Below are 6521 nucleotides of genomic sequence, written 5' to 3'. Positions count from 1 at the left end.
TAAAAAATTAAGGACTTTTTTATAAAAAGGGGTTCGGAATGAGACCATTCCGAACCCCTTTTGTCGACAATCTGAAGCGTTGCAGCAGTGGCTGCAACGCTTTTTTGTATTAATGAATTGTAACTGGCGGGACGGGAACTTTGTTTTCCTCTTTCTTCTTTATTTCTTCAAGAGCCATTGCGTTTTTCTTACTTCGTGATGTTAAAAGTATGAAATAACTCAAAACTCCAAAAAGGCAAGAAATAAAAAATGCGTGGGCTAACGCAATATATAAATTTAAACGTGTAACTATAACTAATGCCCCAGCTATTACTTGAAGAGAGACTAGAATGAAAGAGATAATCCATCCCCAATAGATGACCTTTTGATTCTTGTAATGCTTTACTGCTAGAAAAGTGATATAGGCAATCCATATAAATATAAGACCAGCAGCAGCGCGATGACCCATTTGTACCCATTCGTGCATGTTTCCAGGAAGTGCGAATGAACTGTTTATGCATAAAGGCCAATCACGGCAAACTAAGCTTGCGTTGACATGGCGGACAAGGGCTCCGGTATAAACGACAACATAGCTATAGATAGAAACACCAATAATATGTCTTTTCATCCGACTATCAAGAATAACCTTTTCTGCTTCGAATTTTTTGTCTACTTCAAATATTAAGAGGGTAAGTAATAAAACCGTAGCAAATGAAATAAGGGAGATGCCGAAATGAAGGGCTAGAACAAAGTCTGATTGTCCCCAAATGACAGCGGCAGCACCGATTAACCCTTGCAGCAGCAGAAAAAAGAATGAAGTAAATGATAAAAATTTCGTCTCTCTAATATGACCTATTGCCTTCCAGGTCCATACGGAAAGAAGTAAAACCATTAAACCAACTGCCCCTGAAACCATGCGATGCGCCAGTTCAATAATTAATTCGGGTGTAATATCGGTAGGTACTAGTTCACCATTGCAAAGTGGCCATGATCTTCCGCACCCCATTCCTGAATCTGTTTTTGTTACAAGGGCTCCCCCCAACAATATGAGCAGCATTCCTATTGTTGTTAAAACGGCGAGCCATTTCAATGATCGTTGCAAAGCTATTCACCTTCTTCTAAAAAATGCATTCATAATACATGGACAACTATTATAAAAAAGTTATTGAATAAGTTTATCGTACCCATCATATCGAATTTAATATGAAATGAACAGAAATAGTAGATACTTTTTCAGATTCTACTGGAAATATTCTAGTTATTCAATATTTTTGTTATTTTTCACTGTATTTATAGTATTTAGGGTTGAAAGTTTTTACAGAGTTTGCTAGAAATAGAAAGGAGGTCTAAATAGGTGTTTGAATAACGAGTATTACCTTATACTCGGAAACTCTAAGTGGATCCTCAAGGACATGAATAAACTCTTTTATATTATGGCAGAAAAACAACATTTCTTTAAGAGGAAAAATGCGCTGACACAAAAAATTCACAATTTATTCGAAAAATGTTCACAAAAGTTCGTGAAAGTGTGATTTAATATACAGAGGAAGGTCTGTTTTTCTACATAAAAATTTTACAATGTTTTTACGTTATCTATAGTGGAAAAGTATTGTACACATAATGTATAAGGATGTACCCTTCGTTTTTTATTGCAAATATAGCAATGAAAGCTGTAATGCTTTATAGTAGTTGTAGTGAATAATGGTGTATTTGTGATAAGAGATAAAGGAGGAAATAGAATCATGTCTAATACGAGGGCTGTCATTGATGGAGGCATCGACAACAATGATCAAGGCCTAGATAATAAAGTGCCAAAATCTACTGCGTGGAAGGATTTTCTTTCACTCATCAAGATTGGAATTGTTAACTCAAACCTAATTACGACTTTTACAGGATTATGGCTTGCTCTGCATTTTTCATCTAAAGGCTTTTTTAGTAACCTAGATCTAGTGTTCTACACATTAATTGGATCAGGATTAATTATTGCTGGTTCATGTGCTCTTAATAACTACATAGATCGAGATATTGATCCTTTAATGGAAAGAACTAAGCGAAGACCTACTGTAACTGGCAAAGCAAATCCTACAAAAGTTGCAGCAATGAGCTTATTATTAATTATAGCTGGAACTCTTTTCTTAATGATGACAACAATGACAGCTGTAGTCATTGGGTTAATTGGAGTGTTTAGCTATATCGTTCCTTATACAATTTGGTCAAAAAGAAGGTATGTATCTAATACTGTTATTGGAAGTTTCTCTGGTGCTGTACCGCCCTTAATTGGCTGGGCTGCTGTTGATGCAAACCTAGATGTTATCGCATGGGTTTTATTTTTGATAATGTTTTTTTGGCAGCCACCTCATTTTTATGCACTTGCTATGAGAAGAGTTGAGGAATATCGGTCTGCAGGGGTCCCAATGCTTCCAGTTATAAAAGGTTTTAAAACTACGAAGCGTCATATTTATTTTTGGATTGCTGCTTTATTACCGCTCCCGTTTTTTCTTCCAGAGTTAGGAATGCCATTTTTAGTCCTTGCCACATTGTTAAATATTGGCTGGATCGCAACAGGGATATATGCAAGGAAATTCAAGGATGATATAAAATGGGCAACATTAATGTTTGTATACTCTCTACAATATCTGACTATCATGTTTGTAGCTATGGTAATAATCACACTTTTATAAAAAAAATGGTAGAATGATGAAGTTTTTTGTTTATTTTTGTATCATTAGCACGAATTTTTATTCTTTTTATTAACAAATGAATAATTGTTTCAATTTAATAATAATTTCTACTAATAAGTTACATACTAAAATGTCAAAAACAACTATTGTTAGGAATTCTTTCTTTTCCTAAGTATTGAAAGAATTTATTCATAATTTTTTTGAATTAAAAAATTCAAACAGAAATTTTAAAGAAAGAGGGGATTGATTAGCTTATGAAAAGGCTTGCAAAATGGCGTCTAGTATCATTATTTGCAATTCTGACGCTCGTGCTTTCTGCTTGCAGTGGTCAACCATATTTATCTACGCTACAACCTGCTGGTGAAGTAGCAAAAAAACAATATGATTTAATGGTGTTCAGCACAATTATGATGATTGCTGTAATGGCGGTAGTAGCGGTAATTTTCATTATTGTATTAGTGAAGTTCCGTCGGAAAGATGACAAAATTCCTAACCAAGTTGAAGGAAATCACGCAATGGAAATTATCTGGACTGTGATTCCGATCTTATTAGTCCTTGTCCTAGCTGTTCCGACAGTATCAGCTGTTTTCAATTTCGCTGATGTGGATGCAATGGAGAAGAAGAATGAAGACGGTACCTCTGATGCACTTGTTGTCAATGTGCGTGCAAATTTATACTGGTGGGAATTTGAATACCCAAATGAAAAAATAGTAACAGGTCAAGAACTGATTGTTCCGACCGATGAAAAGGTTTATTTTAATTTGATTGCTTCAGATGTAAAACATTCATTTTGGATTCCAGCAGCTGGTGGGAAAATGGATAACAACACTGAAAACGTAAATAAATTCTGGTTAGAATTTGATAGTAAAAAAGCTGACCCTGATAAATTATTCCAAGGACGATGTGCTGAGCTTTGCGGACCATCACATGCTTTGATGGATTTTAAAGTTAAAGCCCTTCCGCGTGCAGAGTTTGATCAGTGGGTAACTAATATGCAGAATATTAAGGAACCTCAGGATGCAACAACTGATTTAGCACAGCAAGGTCAAGAAATCTTTAATAAAAGTTGTATTGGCTGTCACGCTGTGACACCTTCAAATGGTACACCTGCTGATGCACGTATGGCACCAAACTTAACTAACTTTGGTGATCGTAATATTATCGCAGGGTATTTAGAGCATAATGAAGAAAACTTGAAAAATTGGTTATCTGATCCAGAAACATATAAACCAGGAAATAAAATGACTGGTACTTATGGTGAATTAACACCTGAACAACTTGATGCGCTAACTGCGTACTTAATGGGGTTAAAGGTTCAAGGTGAATAGGGATATGTTTATAAAGGAGGTAAAATTGTGAGTACCAATGCTCAGAAAAGAGGATTTGGGGCAACGATATGGGATTACTTAACAACAGTAGACCATAAAAAAATTGCACACCTATATCTTATAGCTGGCGGATTATTTTTCTTAATCGGTGGTCTTGAAGCGTTATTTATCCGAATTCAGCTTTTAAAACCTAATAATGATTTTGTAAGTGCAGGGTTATTTAACGAACTTCTAACAATGCATGGAACAACAATGATTTTCTTGGCTGCGATGCCACTCGTATTTGCTTTTATGAATGCGGTTATGCCGCTGCAAATTGGTGCACGTGACGTTGCATTTCCATTTTTAAATTCATTAGGATTTTGGCTTTTCCTTTTCGGCGGATTATTCCTGAATCTATCATGGTTTTTAGATGCAGCGCCAAATGCTGGTTGGACTTCTTATGCTTCACTTTCGATAGCTCAGACAGGTCATGGAATTGATTTCTATGCTCTCGGCTTACAGATCGCAGGGTTAGGAACCTTAATTGGTGGAATAAACTTCCTTGTTACGATCATTAATATGCGCGCCCCTGGTATGACATATATGCGTATGCCGATGTTTACATGGACAACATTTGTAGTATCTGCACTAATTTTATTTGCATTTCCTCCATTAACTGTCGGTTTATTCTTAATGACTTTTGACCGTATGTTTGGTGCAAACTTCTTTGACGCAGCAATGGGTGGAAACACCATCATTTGGGAGCATTTCTTCTGGATCTTCGGTCACCCAGAAGTATATATCTTAATTCTTCCAGCTTTCGGTATTTTCTCTGAGATCTTTGCAATATTCTCAAGAAAACGATTATTCGGTTATTCGTCAATGGTATTTGCAACCGTGCTAATTGGATTTTTAGGATTCATGGTTTGGGCTCACCATATGTTCACTACAGGTTTAGGTCCAATTGCCAATTCTATTTTTGCCGTAGCAACAATGGCGATTGCTGTTCCAACAGGTATTAAAATTTTCAACTGGTTATTTACCATGTGGGGCGGAAGCATTCGATTCACAACTCCGATGTTATGGGCAGTTGCCTTTATTCCATCTTTCCTAATGGGTGGAGTTACAGGGGTTATGCTGGGTTCTGCTGCACAGGATTACCAGTATCATGATACGTATTTCGTAGTAGCTCACTTTCACTATGTAATTGTTGGTGGGGTAGTGTTTGCCTTATTCGCTGGAGCTCATTTATATTGGCCAAAAATGTTTGGTACAATGTTAAATGAAGTACTAGGTAAGATTACTTTCGTATTATTCTTTGTTGGCTTCCATATGACGTTCTTTATTCAACATTTCTTAGGACTATGGGGAATGCCGCGTCGAGTATTCACTTACCTTCCAGGACAAGGATTTGAGACATCAAACGTAGTAAGTTCTATCGGTGCTTTCTTAATGGCAGCCGGTGTGATTGTGTTATTGATCAACGTTGTTATTACTAGCGTGAAAAATGAAAAGGTTGGAAATGATCCATGGGGAGACGGACGTACTCTTGAGTGGGCTTTATCATCACCACCTCCATATTATAATTTCAAGCAGCTTCCACTTGTTCGTGGTCTAGATGCATACTGGATTGAAAAAATGGAAGGCAAAAAAGGAATGACTCCAGCTGAACCGCTTGGGGATATTCATATGCCGAATAATTCCTTTATTCCTTTCTTAATCTCTTTAGGTCTTTTCATTGCTGCATTCGGTGCGATGTACCATGGAGATGAAGGAAATACTTGGGGAATTCCAGTCCTGATTTTTGGTCTTCTGTTTACATTGGGTTCAATGTTTGTACGCTCGATTAAGGATGATCATGGTTATCATATACCTAAAGAGGAATTAATTGATGATAATGATAAGGGGGTTAAGGCATAATGCATGTAGAAGAAAAAATGACTGTTGAAACTTGGCCTGCTGCGCCTGAAAAACAAACCCTCGAGGCAAAAAATAAATTCTTAGGTTTTTGGTTATTCTTAGGGGGAGAGACGGTTCTTTTCGCCTCTCTCTTTGCGACATATCTTGCATTGAAAGATTCAGTTCCTAGAAGTGACATGCCATTAGCGAAAGATCTTTTTGAGATTCCTCTTGTATTCGCAATGACAATGATCCTTTTAACAAGTTCATTGACAAGTGTGTATGCAATGTATCACATGAAAAATTTCAACTTTAAGAAAATGCAAGTTTGGTTAGGCATCACTGTTGTTCTTGGCTTAGCTTTCTTAGGTCTTGAAATTTATGAATTCAACCATTATGTGCATGAATTCGGTCATACTTTTACTAGCAGTGCTTTTGGTTCAGCCTTCTATACACTTGTAGGCTTCCATGGTGCCCACGTTGCATTTGGTTTGCTATGGATTACTACTTTAATCATCCGCAATAGCAAACGTGGATTAAATCTATATAATGCACCGAAGTATTATGTTGCCAGCCTTTATTGGCACTTTATCGACGTTGTGTGGGTATTTATTTTTACAGTAGTATATTTAATGGGAATGGTGGGATAACT

General features: G+C 36.6%; 5 protein-coding genes. 4 read left to right on the top strand and 1 reads right to left on the bottom strand.

The annotated features are described in order from the left end of the window. Window positions 1-109 precede the first annotated feature (109 nt). Complete coding sequence (locus ASU02_RS24845; RefSeq protein ID WP_057768206.1) at window positions 110-1081, bottom strand: COX15/CtaA family protein; 972 nt, start codon at window positions 1079-1081, stop codon at window positions 110-112. 640 nt (window positions 1082-1721) lie between these two features. Between ASU02_RS24845 and cyoE the strand changes: the two genes are divergently transcribed. The 4 genes from cyoE (at window position 1722) to ASU02_RS24825 (ending at window position 6519) form a co-directional block, all read left to right on the top strand. After that, on the top strand, window positions 1722-2660 hold the full coding sequence (gene cyoE / locus ASU02_RS24840; RefSeq protein ID WP_057768203.1) for a heme o synthase: 939 nt from the start codon (window positions 1722-1724) through the stop codon (window positions 2658-2660). A 254-nt stretch (window positions 2661-2914) separates the two neighbouring features. After that, the gene (coxB, locus tag ASU02_RS24835; RefSeq protein WP_057768200.1) at window positions 2915-3988 is read left to right on the top strand and encodes a cytochrome c oxidase subunit II; all 1074 of its coding nucleotides are present in this window, start codon (window positions 2915-2917) and stop codon (window positions 3986-3988) included. A gap of 27 nt (window positions 3989-4015) precedes the next feature. Further along, a complete protein-coding gene (ctaD, locus tag ASU02_RS24830) occupies window positions 4016-5890 on the top strand; it encodes a cytochrome c oxidase subunit I (RefSeq protein ID WP_057768197.1) in 1875 nt (624 codons plus the stop codon). Further along, window positions 5890-6519: a cytochrome (ubi)quinol oxidase subunit III gene (locus tag ASU02_RS24825; protein ID WP_053475467.1), complete on the top strand. Its 630-nt coding sequence runs from the start codon at window positions 5890-5892 to the stop codon at window positions 6517-6519. Before ctaD ends, ASU02_RS24825 begins: the two co-directional genes overlap by 1 nt. Window positions 6520-6521: the final 2 nt, after the last annotated feature.

Source organism: Cytobacillus praedii, assembly GCF_001439605.1.
Lineage (GTDB): Bacteria > Bacillota > Bacilli > Bacillales > Cytobacillaceae > Cytobacillus > Cytobacillus praedii.
The sequence above is the reverse complement of the archived record's forward strand: the minus strand, read 5'-3'. Positions and strand labels throughout refer to the sequence as shown.

Excerpts from the sequence above, each read along its gene's own strand:
- coxB (WP_057768200.1), top strand. The coding sequence starts at position 2,915 with ATGAAAAGGCTTGCAAAATGGCGTCTAGTATCATTATTTGCAATTCTG.
- ASU02_RS24825 (WP_053475467.1), top strand. The coding sequence starts at position 5,890 with ATGCATGTAGAAGAAAAAATGACTGTTGAAACTTGGCCTGCTGCGCCT.
- cyoE (WP_057768203.1), top strand. The coding sequence starts at position 1,722 with ATGTCTAATACGAGGGCTGTCATTGATGGAGGCATCGACAACAATGAT.